We start from the raw sequence: 23009 nt of genomic DNA, 5'->3' as shown, positions 1-23009 counted from the left end.
GGGTCCCCGCGTGTCGCGGCCGGGCGATACCCGGCGGTCGCGGTCCACGGCGTGGCCCGCACCGAAAAGGCGAAGGATTCCGGTCAAGGTGAACCGGCCTGCGCATACCCCCTCGATCCCACCAGCCAATGAAGGAGTGGACGCCTGACATGGTGTTCAAGAAGTTGCTCGGAGCCCTCGGAGTCGGCGGCCCCTCGGTCGACACCGTCCTGCAGCCCGGCCCCGCCCTCCCGGGAGGCCCGCTCTCCGGTGAGGTCCGCCTGCGCGGCGGCGGGAGCGACGTGACGGTCGAACGGATCTCCCTCCTCCTGGTCGCACGGGTCGAGGCGGACGGCCATGACGAGGAGCGCGAGGGCACGGTCGTCCTCGAACAGTTCACCGTGGGCGGCGGATTCCGGCTCACGGAAGGCGCGGAACTCGCGGTGCCGTTCACCGTCACCCTGCCCTGGGAGACCCCGGTCACGGAGCTCCACGGCCAGCCACTCGGCCCCGTTCTCGGGATCCGGACGGAGTTGGAGGTGGCCGGAGCGCGGGACAAGGGCGACCTCGACCCGCTCGCGGTGGCTCCCCTGCCGGCCCAGGAAGCGATCCTGGAGGCGTTCGGGCAGCTCGGATACGGCTTCACGTCGGCCGATCTGGAGCTCGGCCACATCCGGGGGACCGGTCAGCGGCTGCCCTGCTACCAGGAGATCGAGATCGTGCCGCCCGCCGGCCAGGGCCACGCCGTGAACGAGATCGAGGTGACCTTCCTGGCTGCGCCGGGCGGTATGGAGGTCGTGATCGAGGCGGACAAGCGAGCCGGGCTCTTCTCCGAGGGGCACGACACGGTGCACCGCTTCACGACCTCGCACCACGCCGTGGCTCAGGCCGACCGCAATGCCGAGGTCGACGCCTGGCTTCAGCAGGTGATCGGCGCCCGAGCGGCCCACGCCGCGCCGTACCCGTACGCACCGAGCGGCCACCACGACGAGCACCACCGCTCGGGCCCCGGCGCCGGGGCGGTGGTGGCGGGAGTCGCCGCAGGAGCCGCGGTCGGTGTCGTCGGGGGGATGGTCGCCGCGGAAGTGGTCGACGAGATCGGCGACGCCTTCGAGGACGACGAGGGCGATGAGGGTGGGGAGGGCGACGAGGAGGGGTGATTCCCTGGGCCGGTGCGGGGCGTTCCTTCCTCCGAGTGGAGCCCAGGGCAGGTGTGGCGCGCGCCTGGGGAGGAAGGTGAGGAAGTGAACCGCCCCTCCGGATGCCGACGAGGAGATCCATGAACGCCGAAGCCCGGCCGCCCGACGCGTCGCACCAGCGTCCCGAAGGCGTCACCGACACCACGGTCGAGGCGCTCGGCGCACTCTCGAAGGCGCTGGAGACCGCCGAGCGGGCTCGCGGCGCGCTCTACACGTTCCACCAGCTCACCGGCAGCGCCGACCTCGCACTCGACGACGCCGTGCGGCTGCTCCGCAAGGCCGGGCACGAGGCCCAGGCCGACCGGGTCGAGCACGAGATCCTCAGCCGCAACGTCATCCCCGGCCACTGGACCTTCCAGATCGTCGAGGAGTACAACTCCACGTACTACGACGTGTTCCGGACGGTCGAGCAGCAGATCCGGGGCGAACTCGCCGAAGGCCGCGACCACCTGTACGAGGCCGAGATGAAGGAAGCCCGACGCACGCGGGGCCACCCGGATCACACCGCGAACTAGCCGGTTTCCCCTGGCACACCGGCGCGTCGCGCGCATCCGTCCGGCCCCTCGGTGCGGAAGGATCGGTAGCCGCCCGCCCGAAAGACCGGCGACCGTCCGACCGGAAGCCCCCGCCCGTCCAGCCGAGAGGGAAGCCGTGCCTGACCCCGACGTCGTCATCGTGGGCGCGGGAGCGGCCGGGCTGAGCCTGGCGTACCACCTGTGCGCGCCCGGCGGCGTACCGCTGTCGGTCGTCCTCGTCGACGCCCCGCCGGGACCCCTGAGGACGCCCCCGCGGACATGGTGCTTCTGGGAGCCGCCGGGCGGCGCGTACGACGCGGCGCTGGCCGCCTCCTGGCCCCTCCTGCGGGTGCGGGCGGCGGACGGCGCGCCCACGGTGACCCGCCCCTCGCCCTTCCGCTACAAGATGCTGCGGTCGGACGCCTTCGAAGCCCTGGTCGACCGCCGGCTGACCGGAGCACCGGCGTTCCGCCGCGTCGAGGCGACCGTGACCGACGTACGCGACGCACCGGACGGCGGCGGCGAAGTCCTCGCCCATGACACGCGGGGCGAGCGCGTCCTCGTACGCGGCCGCCGGGTTTTCGACTCGCGCCCGCCCCACCGCCTGCCGCCCGCCCGCACCACCCTGCTCCAGCACTTCACGGGCTGGTTCGTCCACACCGAGCGACCCGCCTTCGCCCCGACCACTGCGGACCTGATGGACTTCCGTACGCCGCAGCCCCCGCGAGGACTCTCCTTCGGCTACGTCCTCCCCCTCGACCCGCACACCGCCCTGGTCGAGTACACCGAGTTCTCACCCACCCCCCTGGACACCGAGGGCTACCGGCGCGCCCTGCACCACTACACCCAAGAGGTCCTGAAACTGGGGGAGTTCCGGATCACGGCACAGGAACACGGCGTCATCCCCATGACGGACGGCCGCTTCCCGCGCCGCGTCGGGCGGTCGGTGTACCGCATCGGCACCGCCGGAGGCGCGACCCGCCCCTCCACCGGATACACCTTCGCCGCCGTGCAACGCCAGAGCCGGGCCGTCGCCGGCCGGCTCCGCGCCGGGCGCGGATTGCGCATGCCCACGCCGTACGGGGCACGGCCCCGCGCGATGGACGCGGTCATGCTGCGGGCGCTGGACAGCGGCAGGGTCGACGGCGCCGACTTCTTCACCCGCCTCTTCCGCGGCGTCCCCGGCGACCGGCTGCTCCGCTTCCTCGACGGCGGCTCGCGGATCCACGAGGACCTGCTGATCGGTCTGCGGACCCCGGTCGTCCCGATGCTGCGGACCGTCGCCGAACTGCCCTTCAGACCACGGCGCGAACCGCCGCCCCCCTCCCCGCCCCCACCGACCGGCCACGAAGAGAGCACCCCATGACCCTGTTGCGCGACGACGCCCTGTCCGCGGCCTTCGACCAGGGCTCCGCCGCCTACGACCGCCTGGTCGCGGCCAGCCCCGGCTACCACGCCGACCTCCGCCGCTCCGCCCGCCGCCTCGGACTGCCGGACGGCGGACGCGGGTCGCGCGTGCTCGACCTGGGATGCGGTACGGGCGCCTCCACCGCGGCCCTCCTCGCCGCCGCCCCGCACGCCCGGATCACCGGAGTCGACGCCTCCGCCGGCATGCTGGACCGCGCGGCGGCCAAGGAGTGGCCCGGCCGCGTCGACTTCGTGCACGCCCCGGCCGAGGACCTGGCCGGGCGGCTGGAGCCCGGCTCCTTCGACGCCGTGTTCGCCGGCTACCTCTTCCGCAACCTCACCGACCCCGACAAGGCGCTCGACCTGGTACGCGGACTGCTCGCCCCGGGCGGCCGCCTCGCGGTGCACGAGTACACGCTCAGCGGATCCCCCCTCCACCGCGCCGCGTGGAACGCGGTCTGCGCCGCGATCATCCAGCCCGCCGGACGCCTCGCCGGGGACGCGGAGCTCTACCGCCATCTCCGGCGCAGCGTCATCGAGTTCGACACGGCCCCCGCGTTCGCCGCCCGTCTGCGCCGGGCCGGATTCTCCCGCGTACGCGTCCTCCCGCTGCCCGGCTGGCAGACCGGGATCACCCATACGTTCGTCGGCGCGGGGGAGCGGTCCTGATGTTCCCCCGCGACACCGGAACAGGCCACCGGCGCGGTCGCGACCGGCGGGCCGCCGTGGTGAAGGCCCCGGACGGCCGCGCCCGGTTCACCGGGCAGGCCCCCACCACGGCGGTCGTCGGCGGCGGCATCGCCGGGCTCGCGGCGGCCACCCTCCTGGCGGAGCGCGGTGTGCGCGTCACCCTCTACGAACGCGAAACGGGTCTGGGCGGACGGCTGTCGGGCTGGCCCACCGAGCTCGCGGACGGAACGACCGTCACCATGAGCCGAGGCTTTCACGCCTTCTTCCGGCAGTACTACAACCTGCGCGGCCTGCTGCGCCGGGTCGACCCGGGCCTCGACTCGCTGACCCGGCTGCCCGACTACCCCCTGCGGCACAGCTCCGGCCTCCACGACAGCTTCGCCCGGGTGCCGCGCACCCCGCCCCTCAGCGCCATGGGGTTCGTCGCCCTCAGCCCCACCTTCGGCCTGCGCGACCTGGCCCGGATGAACCCCCGAGGCGCGCTGCCGCTGCTGGACGTACGGGTTCCCGAGGTCTACGACCGGCTCGACGGCGTCAGCGCCCATGACTTCCTCACCCGTATCCGCTTCCCCGAGGCCGCCCACCACCTGGCGTTCGAGGTGTTCTCCCGCAGCTTCTTCGCCGACCCGCGTGAACTGTCGGCGGCGGAACTGGTGCTGATGTTCCACATCTACTTCCTCGGCTCCAGCGAGGGCCTGCTCTTCGACGTCCCCGACGAGCCGTTCCCCACCGCCCTGTGGGACCCGCTTCGCCACTACCTGGAGGGCCACGGCGTCGACGTACGGACGCAGGCCCCGGTACGGCAGGTGCGCCCCCTGCCGGACGGCGGGCTCGACGTCACCACCGACGAGCGAACCACGCGGTACGACGCACTCGTCCTCGCGCTGGACGGCGGCGGCCTGCGCCGGGTCGTCGGAGCCTCCCCGGAGCTGGGCGACGCCGACTGGCGGTCCAGGATCGACCGCCTCCGCACCGCGCCGCCGTTCCTGGTCTCGCGGCTCTGGCTCGACCGGCCGGTGGCGTACGACCGGCCGGGCTTCCTGGGCACCAGCGGCTACGGGCCGCTGGACAACGTGAGCGTCCTGGACCGCTGGGAGGGCGAAGCCGCCCGTTGGGCCCGGCGCACCAAGGGCTCGGTCGTCGAACTGCACGCGTACGCGGTCGCGCCCGACGCCGACCGGGCCGCCGTCCAGGCCGAGGCCCTGCGGCAGTTGCACCGCGTCTACCCCGAGACGCGAAGTGCCCGCATCGTCGACGAGCGCCACGAATGGCGGGCGGACTGCCCGATGTTCCCGGTGGGCGGCTACCGGGACCGGCCCGGCGTACGCGGTCCTGATCCCGCCGTCATGGTGGCCGGGGACATGGTGCGCACCGGACTGCCGGTGGCGCTGATGGAACGCGCGGCCACCAGCGGATTCCTCGCCGCGAACGCCCTGTTGGAGCGGTGGGGCGTACGCGGGCAGACGCTCTGGACCGTGCCGCGCACGGGCCGCTCGGCGGCGCTGCGCCGGCTCGCGGCCCTGGGGGCCGACTGACGGAGGGGCTGCCGGGACCAGCCCCCGGCCTGCCGGGACCGGCCCCGGGCCACCGGGGTCAGCCCGGGAACCGCCCGCTGTCCCGCAGCTCCCAGCGCCTCTCCGCGTACGCCAGGTCGTCCCGCCACAACCGGCCCGCCGAGGCGCGCATCAGGGGGCGCAGCAGCGGCGCGGCCGCCCGGGCCACCGCGAATCCCCGCCGGCCCGACGCCGCGACCAGCGCTTCCGTCACGGCGGTGCGCGGCCTGCCCCGCTCGTCCGGGGCCAGGGGAGTGGCGTGCGTCTCCACCACGGACCCCGCGCCCTCGCCCTCGACGATGTGCATGACGACCGTACGGGGTTCGGGGGCCGTGAACCGGGCCCGGACCGGCACCACCAGACGGCCCGCCACCTTGAAGGACACGTCGACCACGAACCCGTCGTCGTCCGCCGGGCCGTCCCCCGACGCATCGGCGGGCGTTCCGGTCACCGTCAGGTCCACGAAGGAGTACGGGTGGAACCACGCCCCGTGCCACGGGTCGAGGCGGTTGGCCACCACGTCCTCCGGCTCGCAGCGCCCCACCCCCGCGTAGACCGCCTCCACCGCGTCCCGCACCCTCGGCCGGACCGGAACGTACGGCCGCTCCGAAGGGGTCTCACCGCCCACCCGGTCGAGACGCACCCAGAGAAGGACCCCGTCGTCGAAGGCCGGATACGGCTCCCAGCCGGCGAACGGCCCCCCGTCCAGGGCCAGTCCGTGCCAGTGGCAGACCAGCGTGCCGCACCGGACGGGGCTGTCGCGCAGCGGCGCGCCCAGGTGCGGGCACGCGCCCGGGCCGGTGCGGAGCCTGCCCTCGCCGTCCCGCCAGGCGACCACTTCGGTGGAGCCGACCGTGATCCCGAGGGTCCGCCCGGGCGGCAGGTCGCGGGAGGCGCCGATGACGTACCAGTTGCCGGACGGCCGGCTCTGCGCCCGCTTGAGGGCGTCCGCGATCAGCCCGGGCTTCGCCTCGCGCCAGGTGGGCTCCTGCCGCTCCCACGGGACGGGCGCGCGCCGCAGCCGCAACGGAACACGGCCGGGCCGGGGACGTCCTGCCGCGGAACTCATACCGTTTCCTGCCGCGGGGTTCATACCGCCTCCTCCCGTACGGCCGGGGTCGTCCCGGCCACGCGCGGCCGGGACGACGGGGAGGCGCAGGAGGGCCCCGTGACCGGCGCCTCCTCGCCACGCCGGCCCACCGTGCGTACAGCGACCGCCCGTACCAGCCCGTCCAGCGCCACCACCGCCCGCCGCCGGCGCGGGACGACCGACCGGCGGTGCAGGACCGCGTACCCGTCCGCCTCGATCGCGTCGAGGATGCCGCTGTACAGCACGAACGCCGTACGGATGCAGGGCCGCGACACCGGGGCGAGCATCGCGACCCCGGGCAGGGCGTCCCGGTAGACCGCCCGGTTGTGGGCCGCGGCCGCCCGCAGGACGTCGGTGATCCGGGCGTCCCGCGCGCCCGTGCTCCGGCTCCACTCGAAACGCTCCCGGTCCACCCCGTACGCGGCCAGCAGCTCGGCCGGCAGATAGAGCCGGCCCCGGTCCAGGTCCTCGCCCACGTCCCGCAGGAAGTTGGTCAGCTGGAAGGCCACCCCGAGCGCCGCCGCGTGCGGTGCGGCCTCCTCGCGCGGCCGCACGGTCCCGAGCACCGGCAGCATCTGGAGGCCGATGACGGCCGCCGACCCGTGCATGTACCGGCCGAGTTCCTCGTACGACGCGTACCCGCCGACCGTCAGATCGCTGCGCATGGAGGCCAGGAAGTCGGTGAAGTGCCGGTGCTCGATGCCGTACCGCCGCGCGGTGTCGACGAGCGCGCGGATCACCGGCTCGGCGGCCCGGCCCCGCCGCAGCCCCGCCTCCAACTGCGCCTCCAGGTCCAGCAGGGCGCGGGCGCGCTCCCCGGCGGTGGCCGAGCTGTCCAGGTCGTCCACGATGTCGTCGGCGAAGCGGGCGAAGCCGTACAGGGCGTGGACGGCCGGCCGCCGGTCGACGGGCAGCAGCCGGGTCGCGAGGAAGTACGTCTTGCCGTGCCGCGCGTTGAGCGTGCGGCAACGGGTGTACGCGGCCCGGAGGGCGGGATCGTGGATGCCTGCGGCGTCGAGTTCACGGACGGTCATACGGAGGCGCCTCTCCAGACGGGACGGGGGACGGTGCGGGGGCCGGTGATCCTCTGAGCCGCCAGCTTTCCGGAGATCAGGACGGTCGGCACGCCGACGCCGGGCGTGGTGCCGCAACCCGCGAGCACGGCGTTGACCGTGCCGCGCACCAGGTTGCGCGGCCGGAACGGCCCGGTCTGCGGGAAGGTGTGGGCCGCCGAGAACGGTGTGCCCGCCGCATGCCCCTGCGCGGTCCAGTCGACCGGCGTGACCAGCCCCTCCTCCTCGATCGCCGCGCCGAGGCCGGGCATCTCGCGGCGCTCCAGCTCGGCCAGGAGCTCGTCCCGGTAACGGGGCCCCAGCTCCCGCCACTCCCGTACGCCGGGCCCGACCTCGGTGTTGGGGCAGGGCGCCAGCACGTAGTGGAGGTGCTTGCCCGGCGGGGCCAGGGAGGGGTCGGTCGCGGTGGGGCGGGTGATGAGGAGCGAGGGGTCCGACATCAGGTCCCCGGTGCGGGTCAGTTCGCGGAACGTGCTCTTCCAGGCCGCGCCGAACGAGATGGTGTGGTGCGCCAGATCCGGCCAGGTGCGGTTCGTGCCCGCGTGCAGGATCACCGCGGACGGCGAGTGCCGCAGGGGCAGGGGCCGGTGGGGGCTGCGGCCGAGCAGCCGGTAGGCGACGGGCAGATCGGGGGTGAGGACCACCGCGTCGCAGGGGATGCGCTCCTGGTCGGTGACGACGGCGGTGACGCGTTCACCCGAACGCTCCAGCCGGGTCACGGTCTGCCCGTACCGGAAGCCGGCCCCGGCCTCCGCCGCCGCGTCCGCCATCGCGCGGGGCAGCGCGTGCATGCCGCCCTTGGGGAAGTACACCCCGGCCACCGTGTCCATGTAGGCGATGACGGCGTACGCGGCGAGCGCCCGGGCCGGCGGGACGCCCGCGTAGAGCGCCTGGAACGAGAAGACCCGGCGCAGCCGCTCGTCCGACACGAAGCGCCCGATCCGCGCGTCGAGCCGGCCGAAACCGCCGAGCGCGGCGAGCCGTACGAGGTCGGGGTGGGCGAGCTGGAGCGGCGAGTCGAAGTTGGCGTCGATGAACCGGCGCATCTGCACCCGGTAGAGCCGCTCCAGCCAGATCCGCAGCCGCCGGTAGCCGACCGCCTGCCGGGCCCCCGCGAACTGCTCGACCGCGGCCTCCATCGCGGCCCCGTCCGTGTGCACGTCGAGCTGGGTCCCATCGGCGAACCGGGCCCGGTACGCCGGGTCCAGCGGGATCAGCTCCAGCCGGTCGGCCAGCCGGTCCCCGACCGCGGCGAACGCCTCCTCCACCAGGTCCGGCATGGTCAGCACGGTCGGGCCCGTGTCGATGCGGTAGCCGCCCGACTCCAGCAGCCCGGCGCGCCCCCCGGGCGCCGAGTCCCGCTCCACCACCGTGACCCGGCGGCCCGCGCCGAGGAGATGGAGCGTCGCGGCCAGCCCCGCCAGACCCGCGCCGACCACCACCACATGGTCGACGGGTCCCTTGACCGTGATCACCGGCTGTTTCCTCCTTCGGTCGCGGCCAGGACCCGGGCCGCGACCGCCCGCCTGCCGTGTTCGAGCGTTTCGACGGTGGCGGCCTGGGCGCCGCCGGACCGGTCCTCGGCCACCGCGCGCAGCAGGCCGAGCAACTGGCGGCCGCCGTGCGCGTCGACGTCGACGGCCTCGCCCAGCCGCCGCACGGCGTGGTCGCCCAGGCGCTCCGCCTCGCGCTCCACCAGCGCACGCGCGCCGGTGAACTCGAAGACGTCGCGTACGTCCGCGAGGTCCCGCTCGGTCAGCCGGGCGTTCCCCACGGCGCGGTCGAGGGCCGTCAGCGCCCCCTCGTCGCCCGCCGCTTCGGCCCGCGCCCGCGCCACGGCGAGGAGATAGGTCGGCTTGCCCTCGCGGATGTCGTCGCCGGACGGCTTCCCGGTCCGTTCCGGGTCGCCGAAGACCCCGAGCAGGTCGTCCCGCAACTGGAAGGCGATGCCCGCATACCGGCCGGCCGAGCGCAGCGCGGCCGTGGTGCGCTCATCGGCGCCGGCGAGAGCTGCCCCGATCGCGAGAGGCCGCTCGACCGAGTACAGGGCGCTCTTGAGACACGCGGTCCGTATCGCCCGCGCCGCCGAACCGCCTCCGGTGGCCTGGCCGTGCAGATCGAGATACTGCCCGGCGACCATCTCGGTCCTCATGGAGCGCCATACGGCCCCGACCCGCCGTCGTACATGCGCGGACAGCGCGGTCTCCGCCACGGTGTCGTCGGCCCACACCAGCGCGAGATCCCCGGCCAGCACGGCGGCCGACGCGCCGAAGGCGGAACCCCGCTCCGATTCCGGCGGGAGTCCCGCCCGGCCGGCGAGCTGGACGTGCACGGCCGGCCGGCCCCGGCGCAGCCGCGAGCGGTCCATCACATCGTCGTGGATCAGCGCGCAGGTCTGGATGAGTTCCAGCGCGACCCCCAGCCGCAGCGCGGCCGCGGTGGCCCCGGCGTCCGGCGCACCGCAGGCGCGCATCCCCCACCACAGGAGCCGGGGACGCATGCGCTTGCCGCCGTCGAGGGTGAAGTCGCGGACCCGTCCGGCCAGCTCCCCGGCGAAGGAAGCGTCGATCTCCGACGCCTCGGCGACCCGTTCCGTGAGGACCGCCCGCGCGGTACGCAGCACGGCGCCGATCACGTCCGCGTCCACGGACCGGGCCTTCTCGGCTTCCTCCGCCGTCCGGGCAGCCGTCCCGGCTTCCTGAACTGCCCGGGCAGCCGTCCCGGCCTCTTCCGATGACGGATCGTGCCGGATCCCCTCGGCCGCCTCGGACCCCCTGATCGAAGGGCCGGAGCCCGCCGGGGGCGGGCTTTCGGCGAAGGAGTGCTCCACGGCCTGGATACGGGCCACCTCACGTCCTTCCGGTCATGGTGCTGACGAACGACTCGCCTTCCCTTCCCGCCTCGTACCCCGTTCGGATGCGCTTGCTCAGAACCAGTGACCGGGCGCGGGAACACAGGGGGCGGGGAGCGGTGGTCCGAGACGATCACGACAGCCGCACCCTCCCGGCGGAGAAACACCCGGCGGCCCGCCCCGACAAGCGCCACCCCGCCCGTTCGGCCTACGAAAACAGGGAGGCGGACCGTGCGGCGGGGGTTCAGCGTCGAGGTACGGACCAACTCGGCCGTCTAACTCCGTGATTCATGGGCACACGGCTCTCACCACACTAGGAAGGGAAATAAACCATGCTCGGTATAGCCGCGGCAGTCCTGTTCTTCATCGCCTTCCTGATCAACGCGGCGGACATCTCGACGAACGACGTGTTCGCCTCGACGAATGTCATGCTCCTCGGTCTGACCCTGCTCGCCCTGCACGTCGCAGGGGTCGGTTCCGGTCTGCGCACGGGTGCGTCGCGCAGGCGTTGACGCCCAAGGCATGGCCCGCGAGCCGTGGCCCCCTACGCACGACGTAGGGGGCCACGGCTCGCGGGCGCGTGACCTGCGCTGTCCGGCCGCGTCGGCCCCAGGGATGCGGCAGGTGTGGAGGGGACCTTGAGGGGCACCTGTTACGTCGCCCCGGCCGGACCGGCCGGGTCACGCTGTGCAAGCTCACGATTGGCGCGCCGGACGGAACGAGCGGAGCCTTGACGGGTGGCATGACCTACGATTCACGCGCTTTCCGCGTGCAGGAGGCAACCGTGTCCGCTGCTGCCGTGCCCACGTTGACCACGTCCCAGAGGCGAGGCGTCCGCACCCTTCCCGGTGTCTACGCACCGCAGCACGACACGCACCTGCTGCTCAGGGCCCTGGCCCGCGAGACCGTCGCCCCCGGCTCCGAGGTCATCGACCTGGGCACCGGCAGCGGACTGCTCGCGGTGGCGGCCGCCCGCCGTGGAGCGCGGGTGACCGCCGTCGACGTCGCCCGCAGGGCCGTTCTCACCGCCCGCCTGAACGCGCTGCTCGCCCGGCAACGGGTGACCGTGCACCGGGGCGACCTGGCGGACCCGGTGCCGGGACGGACGTACGACCTGGTGCTCAGCAACCCGCCCTACGTGCCCTCGCCCCTCGGCCGGCCTCCCCGGCGCGGAAGCAGCCGGGCCTGGGACGCGGGCCACGACGGGCGGGCGGTGGTGGACCGCATCTGCGACGCCGCCCCCTACCTCCTGCGCCCGGGGGGCGTCCTGCTCATGGTCCACTCCGACCTCAGCGGTACGGAGGCGACCCTGCGGCGCCTGACCCGGGGCGGGCTGCGGGCCGAGGTGAGCGATACGGCAAGCGTGCCGTTCGGGCCCGTCCTGCTCTCCCGGCTCTCCTGGCTGCGCGGCCGGGGCCTGCTGGACGAGCGGGCCGATGAGGAGAAGCTGGTGGTCGTCCGTGCCGAGCAGCTCTGACCGGGCCCGCCCCGCCACCCGCGTCACACTGGGGGCCGAGGGGCCGCTCCTGGTGGAGGGGCCGGTCGAGGTGGTCGGCGACGACGGCACCCGCTACACCTCGCGCCGTTTCGCGGCGGCCATCTGCACCTGCCGCAAGACGCGTACGTACCCGTGGTGCGACACCAGCCACCGCCGCCGGGTCAGGTCCGGACCGGATCCCACGGCCGGCGAGGACGACCGGCCGGACGGGACCCGGGCGACGGACCGGCCCGAGAGGCCGGAGGAGACCGAGAGGCCGGATAAGGCCGGGAGGCCGTACGCGGCTGGCAAGCGCGCCATGACTGAGAAGCGCGACGCGTCCGGGAAGCCCGACGAGACCGAGAAGCGCGACGTGACCGAGAAGCCCGATGAGACCGAGAAGCGCCACGAGACCGATGGAGCCGCCTGATGTCCGCCTACCGTGAGCCGAGGCGACGGAGCCCCCCGCTGCCGGTCCCGCGCGGACCGCTGTCGAGCGAGGTGGTCACCGCCCTGCGCACCGGCCCGGACCACCCGATCGCGGACCTGGACACCACGGCCGCCGACCCCTTCGGCGACGACCTCCAACTCGCCCTCTACGTCCTGTACGAACTGCACTACCAGGGCTTCGCGGACGTGGACGAGGAGTGCGAGTGGGACCCGGCGCTGCTCGGCCTGCGGCGCTCCCTGGAGCGGCCCTTCCTGGAGGCCCTACGCGCCGGAGCGCGCACGGAAGGGGACGTGGACACGGTGCTGGCCGGCTTGCTGGTCGAGCCTGTCGGCGATGACGGCAACAGCGTCAGCCACTTCCTGCGGAAGGACGGCGAGCTGTGGCAACTGCGCGAGTACGCCGCGCTGCGCTCGCTCTACCACCTCAAGGAAGCCGACCCGCACGCCTGGGTGATCCCCCGGCTGTACGGACGGGCCAAGGCCGCGATGGTGGCGGTCGAGTTCGACGAGTTCGGCGGCGGCCGGGAAGCGGACGTCCACGCCCGCCTGTACGCCGACCTGATGACGGACCTGTCCCTGGAGACGGCGTACGGGCACTACCTCGACGTGGCGCCCGCCGACGTGCTCGCGACCGTCAACCTGATGTCCCTGTTCGGCCTCCACCGCTCCCTCAGGGGCGCTCTCGTCGGGCACTTCGCCGCCGTCGAGGTCACCTCGTCGCCCGGCTCGCGCCGGCTCGCCGCAGCGCTGAAACGCGTCGGTGCGGGAGAGGCCGCCCAGCGGTTCTACGACGAACACGTGGAAGCCGACGCCGTGCACGAACAGGTGGTGCGCCGCGACGTCATCGGCGGACTGCTCGCCGACGAGCCGCACCTCGCATCCGACGTCGCCTTCGGGATCGAGGCAACCGGGCTGGTGGAGGACCGTCTCGCCGCCCGGCTGCTCGCCGCCTGGCGCAGCGATTCCACGGCCCTGCGCGCTCCGCTGGACTGACCGGCCAGGACGTGAGGCGCCCGCCGCGGTCTTCCGGCCCGGCGGGCGTCACCGTACGTAACCGCACGAAATGCGATCAATCCGCACTCCGGTGACGCTGGGGCTCCGGTCGCGCACGCGACGTCTGTCGCCGGCCGAGGGACCACGACGGAGGACACCCCCATGAACCTGCCCGACACCCCGGTGGAACGAGCCCGCCGCACCCGCGAACGCGCCGAGGAGCTGGGCCGGGCCGCCGACCGTGCGACCGATCCCGAGCACCGGCAGCGCCTGCGGGAGAAGTCCCGGCGCCTGCTGGGCGAGGAATCGGAGGTTCAGGAAGGGAGTTGAGCGGCGGGCGCCACGACGGCGCCGTCGACGCCGTGACGCTCCAGCGCGTCCGAGACGAAGCCGTCCGCCTTCATCTCCTCCACGAAGGACCCCAGCACGTCCTGAGCCGCCGCCCCCCTGACGTCCGGGATCCCCATCGCCTGCTGGATCACCATGAAACGCCCCGGCAGCACGCGTACCCCGGGAGCGCGCCGGGCCTCGGCCTCCAGCAACTGGCGGATGCCCGCCGCCACTTCGACCTCCCGCGACCGTGCGGCGGCGAGCGCGGGGGCGGCCCCGTGCAGCCGGACGATCTCGGCGTGTTCGATCGCGCGGGTGAGGAAGAGGTCGTAGGCGCTGCCCGAACCCACCGAGATGCGGATCCCCTCGCGGTCCACCTGCCCGTTGTCGGCCAGCTCCGACGAATCCGGCACCAGATAACTGCCCTCGATCAGCACATAGGGCGTGGTGAACCGCAGTCCCTCGCTCCGCGCGGGGTCGACGGCGAAGAAACCGATGTCCGCCTTCTCCGTCCGCACCGCGTCCACCGACGCGGCCGCCTTCTCGAACACCACGAGCTCGACGGGCACCCCGAGCCGCCGGCCGAACGCGTGCGCGAGGTCGACCGACACGCCGACCGGGTCGCCGCCCACCGGGTCCCGGTTGGCCAGGACCGGGTTGCCGAGGTTGATGGACGCGCGCAGTGTGCCGGTGGGCGCGAACGCGGGAACGAGGGCCGGAGCTATCTGCTGCTGGGTCATGCGGGCGAGTCTACGAGCCGCGTGCCGGGCGACGACGGGGCCGGGATCCCCGCCCGCGACTCCGCGGTTCTGCGGCTCCGCGTCACGTCAGCCGCACCTTCACGGTCTGCGTCGCCCCGCGCGTACCGGACAGATCGCCGAACACGAGGCGCAGGGACGCTCCGGTGGCCGCCGACGTCACGGTCGGCGGCTTCGACACGACGGAGGAGACGGCCCTGTTCCAGGTGAGGGTCAGGCTCGTCCGCGTCCGCATGGGGTCGCTGACGCAGACGGTGGCCGTGCCGTCCGGATGCTCGGTGACCATGACGGAGCAGGGGGCGTCCGCGACGAGCGGCCCGACGCTGCCGCCGAACCAGAAGTTGACGGCGGTCAGCCCGAGCGAGGGGACCGACACCCCCTGCTGGTCGTCGGTGTTGGCGAGCACCCGCAGCCAGCCGGGGTCGGCGGCCCGGGCCGCGGTCCGCTGCTCGGACGCGCCGGGCAGCAGCTGATAGGCGTACGAGCCCGCTGACGGGTTCTGGCCGTGGTCGACCCAGAGGGTGAGATAGGCGCGCGTCACCGTGTCCGTGGAACCCCCGGTGTTGATGTCGCGCCACCGCCCCGACCGGTTCTCGCGCAGCGCCCTGACGGTCGCCCCGCCGGGGAACACGTATCCCCCGTGCCCGCCCAGGTGGGCCCAGGAAGCGCCGGTGAGGGTCGCCGACCACGGGCGGGCGACGGGCTTCGCCGAGCCGTCGACGATGAACGGGGCGTTCCCGGTCGGGCCCAGGTTGCGGTTGTCCACCGTGGTCTCCACCGCCGCACCGTCCTGGCAGCGGATCCCGGCGCCCAGGCACACCACGGTGTCGTCGAGGAAGAACCACGACTTCTTCGCCAACAGCGTGCTGGACAGTCCCTTGAGGTACTGCCCCACGGCGGCCCGCTTGCTGTCGGTGACACCGCCGACCCAGTTCACATCGGGGAGCGCCGCGCCCCAGTCGCCGCCCGCTCCATCGGCCAGCGGCTTGCGCGAGGCCGTCACGCCGGGCAGCCGGTAGGGGTCGACGGTCGGCCAGAAGGCGTCGCTGTACTGGCCGTTGGCGAAGGTGTCGCCCCACCAGTAGAGCATTCCCGAACCGGTGTGCCAGCCGCGCAGGTTCTCGCCGTTGCCCGTCTCGTAGTAGGTGATCCGCCGGTCGGCCATGCTCAGGGCGGCGGCCCAGCCCGGCCGCCGGTGGGTGGCCCGGGCCATGTCGGGGAAGAGGCGGTGGCCGGCCGGTTCGGGGAGCGGGGTGAGCGAGGTGTCGTCCAGTACGGACGTGATACGGGCCAGGGAGGTGAGGCCGAGGGAGGGGTTGTTGAGCGGCGGGCTGTAGTAGTCGCGCCGGGACCAGCCCTTGACGAGCGCCCGCCACCGGGCGTTCTCGGCGGCCGACGCGCCCCGGCCGAGCAGCACGATGGACGCCAGGACGGGATGGCCGCGCCGGTGGTCGTCCATCTCGCCCCGGCTGATCGCGCGGCCCGCCACGGAGTCCATCACGAGGCCGTTGTAGAGGAACGGCGCCCAGGCGTTCTCCACCGCGTCGAACACCACCTGCCGCTTGGGGTCGGTCACCTCCCACGTACTCCCCTTGAGCAGCGCGAACAGCAACCCGAGCCCGCCCAGCATCACCGAGCCGTAACTCCCGGTGTAGGGCACGGTGGTGTGCTGGACGAACGACCCGTCGGCATAGAGGCCGTCGCCCTTGGTCACCAGCGGGAAGACGGGGGAGAGGGCGTCCCGGGCCAGGGCGATCTTGGCGGCGGTCCCTCCGACGACCCCGCGCAGGGCCAGCACCCGGCACAGGTCGACCCGGTTCGCCCCGGTGCTCGTGCCCGTGTAGGAGGCGACGGCGGAGTCCGGTACGAAGTGGTCGACGGCGGCGCAGTAGCGCCCGAGCTGCGCCGGGGTGAGGGCGTCGTACATCAGCACGCACACGTCCAGCAGGGCCTGCGGTGCGCCGATCTGCCAGCTGTACCAGTTCCCGTACCGGGTCTGGCCGGCCTTGTAGACCTGGCTGTTGAGGTGGTCGAGGCCGGTGACGATCGCGTCGCGCAGCCCGGTGTTCCCGGTCAGCCCGGTGCCCTGCTGTCGGTGAGCCTGCGCCATCGTGTTCAGCCGGATGAAGCTGTCGGCCATCTTCCCCGAGAAGCCGTACGACTCGGGGTCGGTGTCCGGGTCGGGATCCGCGTACACGGCGTCCGGCCACAGCGACCCGTTCGCCGGAGCCATGGTGTCCGACAGCTGCCGCGCCTGGACGCCCAGGGCCGCCAGCCGGCTCTTGAACGGTTCGGCGGTCGGGCTGAATCCCTCGCCGAGGATCAGCGCGCTCCAGGTGGCGCGCAGTGCGGCGTACGGATCCGGGGCGGCGTCGGCGGCGTCCGCGTGCGGCGCGGCCAGGGCGAGCGCGCTGCCGCCAGCGGCGGTGAGCACGGCGGAGGTGGCGAGGAACGTGCGGCGGGACCAGGCAGAAGTCATGGGTGAGCTCCGGGTCGGGGGTCTCGTTTCCGGCGGAACCGGTGCGCCGGGCGCTGACCGAATCCCTGGATCCGACTGTTCTGAGCGGGCAGGCACTTTCTAACAGCCGTCAGGCAATCCGCTCAATAACTTTGGCCGAATTGATCGTGTCGATCGCTTTGATGGGGGTGTAAGGCGGTGATCCGGGCGGAACGGCTTGTGTGCGTGCGGCGGGTGCGGAGGGTGTCCATGGGATCGTTTCGAGCGGAGGTGATCGATATGATTGGGCTGTCGCGCGGAGCCCGGCGGGAGCCGTACGTCATCGGCGTACCCAACCGGCGTACGTCATCGGCGCACGCGACCGGTGTGCGCCGCCCCGCGAGACCGGTCCTCGCCGCGACGGTCCCAGCCCGGCCACAGCCGTACCGACAAGCCCGCAGCCGTATTGAGAGACCAGGGGAATCCATGCGACTCCACGTCGACCAGCGCCACGAGCGAGTGCTCCAGCTCGTCCGCGAACGAGGCAGCCTGCGGGTGGCCGAACTCGCCGAGGAGCTGGGCATGTCCGCGGTCACCCTGCGCAGGGACGTCGAGGCGCTGGCGGCCCAGGGGCTGGTGGAGCGGCTGCACGGCGCCGTGGTCTGGCCCTCCGGCGCGAGCCGGCCGGCCCCGGCCGTCGCACCTCCCGCCGAAGGGCTCGTCGTGGGGATGGTCGTGCCGACGACCGAGTACTACTACGCCGACGTCGTGCGCGGCGCCCGGGAGACGGTGGAGGCCGCCGGCGCGCGCCTGACCATCGGGCTCTCCCGGTACCTCCCCGACGAGGACGCGGCCCAGGCCCGCCGCCTGCTGTCCACCGGCGCGGACGGCCTCCTGCTGACGCCGAGCTGGGAACGGGGCCGCCCGGAGCCGGGGGAGGGCCTGTGGGCCGGCGAGCAGGAGACGCCGGTCGTCCTGGTGGAGCGCTGGGCCCCGATCGGGCACCCGGCGGCCCGCCTGGACCGGGTGCGTTCGGACCACGCGCACGGAGCGGCGGAGGCGGTCGCGCACCTGGCCGGGCTCGGCCACCGGTCCATCGCGCTCGCCGTGCAGGAGAGCCCCACCGCCCCCCGGCTCAGGGCCGGTTACGCGGCCGCCGTCGCCGCCCTCGGGCTGAGCCCGGTCGCCGCCTCCCCCCTGGAGGACGCGCCGTCGCGCTCGGAGACCGACCGTTTCGAGCGGACGCTGGAGTACCTGTGCGAGGGCGTGGCGAGCGGCGACGTCACCGCCGCCATCGTGCACAGCGACGCCGACGCCATCGTGCTCATCCCGCGCCTCCAGGCCCGGGGCGTGCGGGTGCCCGAAGACCTCGCGGTGATCGCGTACGACGACGAGGTCGCGAGCCTGGCCGACCTGCCGCTCACCGCCGTGGCGCCGGACAAGCGCGGGGTCGGCGCGGCGGCGGCCAAGCTCCTGCTCGCCCGCCTCGGCGTGCCTGACGAGGCCCCCTTCGCCCGCCGCCATCTCGACATCCTGCCCGCGCTGCGCGTGCGGGTCTCGTGCGGAGCGGCGGCCGCCGCCCGCTCCTGACGTGCCGCGCCCTCCGCCGACGTGACACGCCCCTTCAACGACGCAACAGCCCCTTCGCTGGCCGTGCCCCGGGTCAACAGACCTCGCGGGTACGGCTTTTCGCGTGCTCCGGACCGCCGAGGAACGAGTTCCCCACGCACAACACGCGGTGATCGATTCGATTGAATTGGTCGTTTGCTCTTGACGGTGATCGGTTCCGCGCAAAATGATGTGTGGCGTTCGCCTCATCTCCCGCAGTTCGAGGTCCCGTAGGAGCCGGCCCATGTCCTGTACGCCCCGCACCACCCGCCTCGCCCTCGCGGCGTCCGCCGCCTCACTGGCCCTGCTCACCACCGCCTGCGGTGGCGGATCGGGCTCGGACGCCTCGGACCCCGGCGACGGCAAGCCCGTCACGCTCACCTTCTGGTCGGCCACCGCGGGCGCCAAGGAGACGGCCGACGCGTTCAACAAGACGCACTCCGACATCAAGGTGACGTTCTCGCTCGTCCCTGCGGGCCCCGAGGGCGTCACCAAGCTCTCCAACGCGGTGAAGGGCGGCAACGCCCCCGACATCGCGACCATGGACTACTCCGCCCTGCCCGAGTACGCCAGCGAGGGCAACCTCGAGAACCTCACCGACAGCTCCGGCGAACTGGTCGAGAAGGAGTTCCCCGAGGCGGTCCAGTCCCTGGTCAACCTCGGCGGCTCCACCTGGGCCGTCCCCTTCGACGTGACGCCCATCCAGCTCTACTACCGCAAGGACCTCTTCAAGAAGTACGACGTCGAGGTCCCCAGGACCTGGGCGGAATACCGCAAGGCCGCTGAGAAGATCAAGCAGGGCGACCCGGACGTCACCATCACCAACTTCGGCGGCGGCGACCCCGCCCTCCTGTCCGGACTCGCCTGGCAGGCCGGCGCCCAGTGGTACGGCACCGGCGGCGACGCCTGGAAGGTGAACATCGACGAGCCCGCATCGCGGAAGGTCGCCGCCTACTGGGACGGCCTCCTCGCGGACGGTCTCGCCTCCAGGACCCCGCTGTGGGGCGAGGGCGAGACCAAGGAGCGGGCCACCGGCAAGGTCGCCACCATCATCGGAGCCGCCTGGAGCGCGGGGAACTTCCCCGTCAGCTACCCCGACGCCAAGGGCAAGTGGGGCATAGCCCCGCTCCCGACCTGGGACGGCACACCGAGCACCGGCATGTACGGCGGCACCTCCTACATCGTGCCCAAGGGCAGCGAGCACACCGATGCGGCGGCCGAGTTCATCAAGTGGGTCACCACCGACCCCCAGGCCATGACGGCACGCCTCAGCTCCCTCAAGACCCCCAGCAGCGCGCTGCCCGCCAACGAGGGCATGCGGGCCGCGGCGGCCAAGGAGTTCGACAGCTCCTACTTCGGCGACCAGGACGTCTACAAGCTCGCGGGCGAGGCCGCCGACACCATCGTGCCCGGCTGGACCTGGGGCCCGGTCCAGCAGCAGGTCACCTCGGCGCAGATGGCCGCCGGGGGAGACCACACCAAGATGCTGAGCGCCGGGCAGGCCAAGGGCGAGAAAGCGGTCACGGACCGCGGCCTGAAGCTCGACAAGTAGCCCGGCGCCCGACCGGTGGGGCGCGCAACGGAGTTGGGCAGACAGACGACTCCACCGCCCCGCCCCGGCCGCCTCTTCTCCCCTCCCGCCCATCCTGCCGAAGGAGCACCAGGTGGCAGCCCCACTCGTCCGGCCGGCCAAGACCCCTCCACCCCGTGCCGCATCGCCCTCGGACGGCCCCGCCGGCTCGGACAGGCGAGGAGGCCCGGGCGCCCGGCGCGGACAGCGCCGGGCCGTGACCCTGTTCATGGCGCCGTTCTTCGCCCTGTTCACCGCCGTCACCGTCCTGCCGATGTTCTACGCGGCCTGGATGAGCCTCTTCCGCGAGGAGTCCTCCGGCCTCGGCTTCGGCGGAACCGAGCGGGTCTTCGCCGGCTTCGGCAACTTCACCGAGGCCCTCGGCAACGAGGCGTTCCTCCGCTCGTTCGGGAACATCGCGTTCTACTGCGTGCTCTACATCCCCGCCATGGTCGGCGGCGCGCTCGTCCTCGCCCTGCTCGTCGACTCGGCCATGGCCCGGGCCCGCCGCTTCTTCCAGATCGCCTACTTCCTGCCGCACGCGGTGCCGGGCCTGATCGCCTCGCTCATCTGGCTCTACCTCTACACACCGGGGCTCAGCCCGATCACCGAAGTGCTCGACACGCTCGGCGCGAACTGGAACTTCTTCGGCCAGGACGAGGCGATCTACTCCGTCGTCAACATCTCCGCCTGGCAGTGGACCGGTTACAACATGATCATCTTCTACGCGGGGCTCCAGGCGGTCCCGCGCGAGGTCCTGGAGGCCGCGACCGTCGACGGGGCCGGCGCCCTGCGCACCGCCCTCCAGGTCAAGGTCCCCATGATCCGGCCCACCGTCGTGCTGACCCTCCTGTTCACCTGCGTCGGAGCCATCCAGCTCTTCGACGCACCCAAGCTCGTCCAGCTCCGTGCCAACACCATGGGCGAGGACTGGTCGCCGACCATGTTCATCTACACCGCGGCCTTCAAGGGCCACGACTACGGCCTGGCCGCCGCGAGCTCCCTGCTGCTCGCCCTCGTCGCCGGCCTGCTGTCCTTCGTCGTCACCAAGCTCGGCAACCGGTGGAAGGCATCATGAGCACCCAGACAGCCACCCCCGACGCACCGCCCGCCCCCGCGCCCCGCACGGGCACCGCACACCGGCCGCCCCCGCGCCCCCGGCGCACCCGGGGACTCACCTCGAAGGTCGCGGTCAACGCCGTACTGGCCGTCGTCGCCGTCTACACCCTCATGCCGCTGACCTGGCTGGTCATCGCCGCCACCAAGAACTACCGCGACCTGTTCGCCACCAACCCCTTCAGCCTCGGCGACTTCCACCTCCTGTCCAACCTGAACGCCCTGTTCACGTACAACGACGGGTTGTACGGCCGCTGGCTGCTCAACAGCCTCCTCTACACGCTCGTCGCCGCCGCCCTCTCCACCCTGGTCTCCGTCGCCTGCGGCTACGCCTTCGACAAGTACGCCTTCCGGGGCAAGGAGAAGCTGTTCGGCGTCGTCCTCGTCGGCGTCCTCATCCCCTCCACCGTCGTCCAGCTCCCGCTGTACCTGATGGCCTCGGAGCTCGGCCTCGTCGACACCTACTGGGCCGTGCTGATCCCCAGCCTCGTCAACCCGTTCGGCGTCTACCTGGCCCGCGTCTTCTCCGAGGGGTACGTACCGGGCGAGGTCCTCGAAGCGGCCCGGGTCGACGGGGCGGGGGAGCTCAGGACCTTCACCAAGGTCGCCCTGCCGATGCTCGCGCCCGGCTTCGTGACCATCTTCCTGTTCTCCTTCACCGCCAACTGGAACAACTTCTACGGCGCGCTGATGATGCTCAACGACGAGCGGCTCTACCCCGTCAACCTGGGCCTGTTCATGTGGAACCAGAACGTCTACCAGCAGCCGGAGCTGTACCCGCTGGTCATCATCGGCTCCCTGGTGGCCGTCGTCCCGCTGATCATCGCCTTCCTCTGCCTCCAGCGCTTCTGGCGCTCGGGCCTCACCGCAGGAGCCGTCAAGTGAGCCGCCCCGCCACCACCCGCCGCCCCCGTACCGTGCTGGCGATGAGCGCGGAGACCCGCGACGCGATCCTCCGCCCGGAAGCCCTGGACCGCATCGCCCGGATCGCCGACGTGCGACCCGGCCTGCTCGTCACCGACTTCGCGGCCGGCGACCCGGACCGGCGCGCCGCGCTGCGGGACGCCGAAGCCCTCTTCACCGGCTGGGGCTGCCCGCCCCTGGACGCGGCCGCCCTGAGCGCCATGCCCCGCCTGCGTACGGTCGTGCACGCGGCGGGTTCCGTGAAGCACCACATCACCCAGGACGTCTGGGACCGGGGCATCACCGTCTCCACGGCGGCCACGGCCAACTCCCTCCCGGTCGCGGAGTACACGGTCGCGGCGATCCTCTTCGCCAACAAGCACGTCCTGGAGAGCGCCCGCGTCTACCGCGAGGCCCGGACCCGGGTCGACCTCCTCACCGAGTTCCCGGCCATCGGCAACTACCGCCGCACGGTGGGGATCGTCGGAGCCTCCCGCATCGGCCGCCGCGTCGCCGAACTGCTGCGCCCCTTCGACCTGCGCCTCCTCGCCCACGACCCCTACCTCGACGAGGACACCGCACAGGCGCTCGGCGTCGAGCGCACCGACCTGGACACACTGGCCGGGCGGAGCGACGTGGTCACCATCCACGCCCCCGAACTCCCGCAGACCCGGCACCTGTTCGACGCCGGACGGCTCGCCCTCATGAGGGACGGCGCGACGCTCGTCAACACGGCACGCGGCTCCCTGGTCGACACCGACGCACTGGTCAAGGAGCTGGTCTCCGGCCGCCTGAACGCCGTCCTGGACCACACCGAGCCCGAAGTGCTGCCCGCCGACTCGCCGTTGTACGACCTGCCGAACGTCCTGCTCACCCCGCACATCGCCGGCTCCCAGGGCGGCGAGCTCCACCGCCTGGCGGACGCGGCGGTCGACGAACTCGAACGGTACGCACACGGGCTGCCGTTCGCCCACGCGGTGGACCCCCGCACCCTGCACCAGCAAGCCTGA

21 protein-coding genes are annotated in these 23009 nt (G+C 73.1%); 15 read left to right on the top strand and 6 right to left on the bottom strand.

Annotation, left to right across the window (positions count from 1 at the left end):
* The first annotated feature begins 149 nt into the window (after positions 1-149).
* From ACLJPL_RS25850 to ACLJPL_RS25830, 5 genes are all read left to right on the top strand, one after another.
* Positions 150-1139 carry a sporulation protein gene (locus ACLJPL_RS25850; protein ID WP_411083331.1) on the top strand — a complete coding sequence of 330 codons (990 nt, stop codon included), beginning with the start codon at positions 150-152 and terminating at the stop codon, positions 1137-1139.
* Positions 1140-1258: 119 nt separating this feature from the next.
* Positions 1259-1693 (top strand): hypothetical protein, encoded by a 435-nt coding sequence (locus tag ACLJPL_RS25845; RefSeq protein WP_411083330.1) that lies wholly within the window; start codon positions 1259-1261, stop codon positions 1691-1693.
* A gap of 136 nt (positions 1694-1829) precedes the next feature.
* Positions 1830-3059: an FAD-dependent oxidoreductase gene (locus ACLJPL_RS25840; RefSeq protein WP_411083329.1), complete on the top strand. Its 1230-nt coding sequence runs from the start codon at positions 1830-1832 to the stop codon at positions 3057-3059.
* Positions 3056-3769: a class I SAM-dependent methyltransferase gene (locus tag ACLJPL_RS25835; protein WP_411083328.1), complete on the top strand. Its 714-nt coding sequence runs from the start codon at positions 3056-3058 to the stop codon at positions 3767-3769. Before ACLJPL_RS25840 ends, ACLJPL_RS25835 begins: the two co-directional genes overlap by 4 nt.
* A complete protein-coding gene (locus ACLJPL_RS25830) occupies positions 3769-5325 on the top strand; it encodes an FAD-dependent oxidoreductase (protein ID WP_411083327.1) in 1557 nt (518 codons plus the stop codon). Before ACLJPL_RS25835 ends, ACLJPL_RS25830 begins: the two co-directional genes overlap by 1 nt.
* A 58-nt stretch (positions 5326-5383) precedes the next feature.
* On the opposite strand, the gene ACLJPL_RS25825 is transcribed toward ACLJPL_RS25830, so the two are convergent.
* From ACLJPL_RS25825 to ACLJPL_RS25810, 4 genes are read right to left on the bottom strand one after another with little or no spacing between them, the layout of a single operon-like run.
* Positions 5384-6412, bottom strand: coding sequence for a DUF5914 domain-containing protein (locus ACLJPL_RS25825; RefSeq protein WP_411083326.1), 1029 nt, complete (start codon positions 6410-6412; stop codon positions 5384-5386).
* Positions 6413-6432: 20 nt separating this feature from the next.
* The gene (locus ACLJPL_RS25820; RefSeq protein ID WP_411083325.1) at positions 6433-7467 is read right to left on the bottom strand and encodes a phytoene/squalene synthase family protein; all 1035 of its coding nucleotides are present in this window, start codon (positions 7465-7467) and stop codon (positions 6433-6435) included.
* Positions 7464-8981 carry a phytoene desaturase gene (locus ACLJPL_RS25815; protein WP_411083324.1) on the bottom strand — a complete coding sequence of 506 codons (1518 nt, stop codon included), beginning with the start codon at positions 8979-8981 and terminating at the stop codon, positions 7464-7466. The genes ACLJPL_RS25820 and ACLJPL_RS25815 overlap by 4 nt, the downstream gene beginning before the upstream one ends.
* A complete protein-coding gene (locus ACLJPL_RS25810) occupies positions 8978-10354 on the bottom strand; it encodes a polyprenyl synthetase family protein (RefSeq protein WP_411083323.1) in 1377 nt (458 codons plus the stop codon). The genes ACLJPL_RS25815 and ACLJPL_RS25810 overlap by 4 nt, the downstream gene beginning before the upstream one ends.
* A gap of 335 nt (positions 10355-10689) precedes the next feature.
* On the opposite strand from ACLJPL_RS25810, the gene ACLJPL_RS25805 reads away from it, so the two are divergent.
* The 5 genes from ACLJPL_RS25805 (at position 10690) to ACLJPL_RS25785 (ending at position 13607) form a co-directional block, all read left to right on the top strand.
* Positions 10690-10869 carry a hypothetical protein gene (locus tag ACLJPL_RS25805; protein ID WP_411083322.1) on the top strand — a complete coding sequence of 60 codons (180 nt, stop codon included), beginning with the start codon at positions 10690-10692 and terminating at the stop codon, positions 10867-10869.
* Positions 10870-11099: 230 nt separating this feature from the next.
* Positions 11100-11834 carry a HemK2/MTQ2 family protein methyltransferase gene (locus ACLJPL_RS25800; RefSeq protein WP_411083321.1) on the top strand — a complete coding sequence of 245 codons (735 nt, stop codon included), beginning with the start codon at positions 11100-11102 and terminating at the stop codon, positions 11832-11834.
* The gene (locus tag ACLJPL_RS25795; protein ID WP_411083320.1) at positions 11818-12264 is read left to right on the top strand and encodes a CDGSH iron-sulfur domain-containing protein; all 447 of its coding nucleotides are present in this window, start codon (positions 11818-11820) and stop codon (positions 12262-12264) included. Before ACLJPL_RS25800 ends, ACLJPL_RS25795 begins: the two co-directional genes overlap by 17 nt.
* On the top strand, positions 12264-13277 hold the full coding sequence (locus ACLJPL_RS25790) for an iron-containing redox enzyme family protein (protein WP_411083319.1): 1014 nt from the start codon (positions 12264-12266) through the stop codon (positions 13275-13277). The genes ACLJPL_RS25795 and ACLJPL_RS25790 overlap by 1 nt, the downstream gene beginning before the upstream one ends.
* Positions 13278-13439: 162 nt before the next feature.
* Positions 13440-13607: a DUF6381 family protein gene (locus tag ACLJPL_RS25785; protein ID WP_411083318.1), complete on the top strand. Its 168-nt coding sequence runs from the start codon at positions 13440-13442 to the stop codon at positions 13605-13607.
* Here the strand turns inward: ACLJPL_RS25785 and ACLJPL_RS25780 are convergent.
* Positions 13592-14347, bottom strand: coding sequence for a transporter substrate-binding domain-containing protein (locus ACLJPL_RS25780; protein WP_411083317.1), 756 nt, complete (start codon positions 14345-14347; stop codon positions 13592-13594). The genes ACLJPL_RS25785 and ACLJPL_RS25780 overlap by 16 nt on opposite strands.
* A gap of 82 nt (positions 14348-14429) precedes the next feature.
* Positions 14430-16844, bottom strand: a complete 2415-nt coding sequence (locus ACLJPL_RS25775) for a polysaccharide lyase 8 family protein (protein ID WP_411083316.1) — start codon at positions 16842-16844, stop codon at positions 14430-14432.
* A gap of 444 nt (positions 16845-17288) precedes the next feature.
* Between ACLJPL_RS25775 and ACLJPL_RS25770 the strand changes: the two genes are divergently transcribed.
* The 5 genes from ACLJPL_RS25770 to ACLJPL_RS25750 all read left to right on the top strand — a co-directional run bounded on the left by ACLJPL_RS25770 (position 17289) and on the right by ACLJPL_RS25750 (position 23009).
* Positions 17289-18392 carry a substrate-binding domain-containing protein gene (locus ACLJPL_RS25770; protein WP_411083315.1) on the top strand — a complete coding sequence of 368 codons (1104 nt, stop codon included), beginning with the start codon at positions 17289-17291 and terminating at the stop codon, positions 18390-18392.
* Positions 18393-18654: 262 nt separating this feature from the next.
* Positions 18655-19962: an ABC transporter substrate-binding protein gene (locus ACLJPL_RS25765; protein ID WP_411083314.1), complete on the top strand. Its 1308-nt coding sequence runs from the start codon at positions 18655-18657 to the stop codon at positions 19960-19962.
* Positions 19963-20074: 112 nt separating this feature from the next.
* Positions 20075-21058: a carbohydrate ABC transporter permease gene (locus ACLJPL_RS25760; RefSeq protein WP_411083313.1), complete on the top strand. Its 984-nt coding sequence runs from the start codon at positions 20075-20077 to the stop codon at positions 21056-21058.
* Complete coding sequence (locus tag ACLJPL_RS25755; RefSeq protein ID WP_411083312.1) at positions 21055-21981, top strand: carbohydrate ABC transporter permease; 927 nt, start codon at positions 21055-21057, stop codon at positions 21979-21981. The genes ACLJPL_RS25760 and ACLJPL_RS25755 overlap by 4 nt, the downstream gene beginning before the upstream one ends.
* 41 nt (positions 21982-22022) lie before the next feature.
* Positions 22023-23009 carry a hydroxyacid dehydrogenase gene (locus ACLJPL_RS25750; protein WP_411083467.1) on the top strand — a complete coding sequence of 329 codons (987 nt, stop codon included), beginning with the start codon at positions 22023-22025 and terminating at the stop codon, positions 23007-23009.

Source organism: Streptomyces sp. cmx-18-6, assembly GCF_046548915.1.
Classification (GTDB): Bacteria; Actinomycetota; Actinomycetes; order Streptomycetales; family Streptomycetaceae; genus Streptomyces.
This window is presented reverse-complemented; position numbering and strand designations above follow the sequence as displayed.

What these genes read in the sequence shown, in the direction of transcription:
- ACLJPL_RS25835 (WP_411083328.1), top strand. Translation starts at nt 3,056, where the DNA reads ATGACCCTGTTGCGCGACGACGCCCTGTCCGCGGCCTTCGACCAGGGC.
- ACLJPL_RS25790 (WP_411083319.1), top strand. Translation starts at nt 12,264, where the DNA reads ATGTCCGCCTACCGTGAGCCGAGGCGACGGAGCCCCCCGCTGCCGGTC.
- ACLJPL_RS25850 (WP_411083331.1), top strand. Translation starts at nt 150, where the DNA reads ATGGTGTTCAAGAAGTTGCTCGGAGCCCTCGGAGTCGGCGGCCCCTCG.
- ACLJPL_RS25775 (WP_411083316.1), bottom strand. Translation starts at nt 16,844, where the DNA reads ATGACTTCTGCCTGGTCCCGCCGCACGTTCCTCGCCACCTCCGCCGTG.
- ACLJPL_RS25780 (WP_411083317.1), bottom strand. Translation starts at nt 14,347, where the DNA reads ATGACCCAGCAGCAGATAGCTCCGGCCCTCGTTCCCGCGTTCGCGCCC.
- ACLJPL_RS25770 (WP_411083315.1), top strand. Translation starts at nt 17,289, where the DNA reads ATGCGACTCCACGTCGACCAGCGCCACGAGCGAGTGCTCCAGCTCGTC.
- ACLJPL_RS25785 (WP_411083318.1), top strand. Translation starts at nt 13,440, where the DNA reads ATGAACCTGCCCGACACCCCGGTGGAACGAGCCCGCCGCACCCGCGAA.
- ACLJPL_RS25820 (WP_411083325.1), bottom strand. Translation starts at nt 7,467, where the DNA reads ATGACCGTCCGTGAACTCGACGCCGCAGGCATCCACGATCCCGCCCTC.
- ACLJPL_RS25845 (WP_411083330.1), top strand. Translation starts at nt 1,259, where the DNA reads ATGAACGCCGAAGCCCGGCCGCCCGACGCGTCGCACCAGCGTCCCGAA.
- ACLJPL_RS25825 (WP_411083326.1), bottom strand. Translation starts at nt 6,412, where the DNA reads ATGAGTTCCGCGGCAGGACGTCCCCGGCCCGGCCGTGTTCCGTTGCGG.
- ACLJPL_RS25765 (WP_411083314.1), top strand. Translation starts at nt 18,655, where the DNA reads ATGTCCTGTACGCCCCGCACCACCCGCCTCGCCCTCGCGGCGTCCGCC.
- ACLJPL_RS25805 (WP_411083322.1), top strand. Translation starts at nt 10,690, where the DNA reads ATGCTCGGTATAGCCGCGGCAGTCCTGTTCTTCATCGCCTTCCTGATC.
- ACLJPL_RS25830 (WP_411083327.1), top strand. Translation starts at nt 3,769, where the DNA reads ATGTTCCCCCGCGACACCGGAACAGGCCACCGGCGCGGTCGCGACCGG.
- ACLJPL_RS25750 (WP_411083467.1), top strand. Translation starts at nt 22,023, where the DNA reads ATGAGCGCGGAGACCCGCGACGCGATCCTCCGCCCGGAAGCCCTGGAC.
- ACLJPL_RS25755 (WP_411083312.1), top strand. Translation starts at nt 21,055, where the DNA reads ATGAGCACCCAGACAGCCACCCCCGACGCACCGCCCGCCCCCGCGCCC.
- ACLJPL_RS25800 (WP_411083321.1), top strand. Translation starts at nt 11,100, where the DNA reads ATGACCTACGATTCACGCGCTTTCCGCGTGCAGGAGGCAACCGTGTCC.